The sequence below is a fragment of the Sinomonas sp. G460-2 genome, assembly GCF_047759905.1.
GTDB lineage: Bacteria > Actinomycetota > Actinomycetes > Actinomycetales > Micrococcaceae > Sinomonas.
In genome coordinates this window covers 1-1,221 of the sequence record NZ_JBKZWT010000551.1, presented here as the reverse complement: position 1 = coordinate 1,221, position 1,221 = coordinate 1, and the positions used below count along the sequence as shown (strand labels likewise).

Here is a 1,221-nt window from a genome sequence, read left to right as displayed (position 1 = left end):
CCAGGGTCTCGCCGAAGGCCAGGAGTTGCCGCTCGACGAGGTCGATCGCGCGCATGCTCTGCTCGGCACGGGCGAAGACGAGCGCCCCTTCGGTTGATGCGAAGAGCATCCACGCGAAGTCGGACGCCTTCGATGACTCGACACCGGCACCCTGGAGAAGGGCGATGAGGTCATCGATCCACAGCTCGAACACGTTCCTCGCGGCCGCTCGGGATTCCTCCGACTCGCCGCTCACGGTCACGCCGGCGGTCGCGCAGCCCGCCGCGAAGTCGCTCCGAAGCAGGACCCCGCGCCAGAGATTGATGAAGCCGGTCACGATCCCCGCGACGTCGGATCCCTCGAGCGCCCGGAGAGGGGCTCGCGCATCGGTCGCCATGTACTCCATGGCGGCGCCAACGATCTCTTCCTTCCCACCCGGGAAGTGGTGATAGACGGACCCTCGGGGCGCGCCGCTGCGTTCGAGGACGTCGGAGATCGACGTCCCGCCGACCCCACGCTCAGCGATCAGATTGAGCGCACTCAGCACCATGCGGCGCCTTACATCACCAGCCAAGAATTCACCCCGTTAGCGCTTGCATTCCCTTCGCTCTATGTTAGTTTGCATAGTATCTATGACGATCGTCATAGTCGGCTCTCACAGCGCGGAGGCCACCATGCCGATGATCGATGTCTACGCCGCAGCCGGGACCTTCCCCGACACGTCCAAGCTGGCCCAGGAGCTCGCCGCTACCGTCATGACCGTTGAGGGCGTGCCGAACATCCCCATGTTCCGCAAGAACACGGCCGCTTTCGTCCATGAACTTCCGGCCTCGGGCTTGGCCAACGTGGACGGCGACAGCTCATACGTCCGCGTGCAGGTCCTGACGAACGCGGGCGCGCTCGACCGCGACAAGCAGCTCGCCGTTGTCGCCCAGCTCACCGAGCTCGTTGCCGCCGCGGCAGGGGACCCGACGCTCGCAGAGCGCACGTGGGTCCTCCTGACCGAGGCGCCCGAGGGCGGCTGGGGCCTGTGGGGCCACGCCCATCTCAACGAGGAGCTCGTAGCCGCCGCTCGTGCCGAGATCGCCAAGCTCCAGCAGCAGTAGCCCCGTGGCTAGTCTCCCAGCGCCTGCTTGAGGTCCCGATACAGCTCCGGCGTGATCTCGCCGCTCGCGAGTCGCTCGTCGAGGATCTGCTGCGCGCGGCTCACGCCGACCGGCGAGGTCTCCGCCTTTCCCGGCG

General features: G+C 66.9%; 2 protein-coding genes. One reads left to right on the top strand and one right to left on the bottom strand.

From position 1 onward, the window contains the following. Window positions 1-529, bottom strand: a 529-nt coding sequence (locus tag ACLN58_RS22365) for a TetR/AcrR family transcriptional regulator (RefSeq protein WP_415857401.1), incomplete at its 3' end; no start/stop codon positions are given. A gap of 82 nt (window positions 530-611) precedes the next feature. Between ACLN58_RS22365 and ACLN58_RS22360 the strand changes: the two genes are divergently transcribed. After that, a complete protein-coding gene (locus ACLN58_RS22360; RefSeq protein WP_415857400.1) occupies window positions 612-1,085 on the top strand; it encodes a tautomerase family protein in 474 nt (157 codons plus the stop codon). Window positions 1,086-1,221 lie beyond the last annotated feature (136 nt).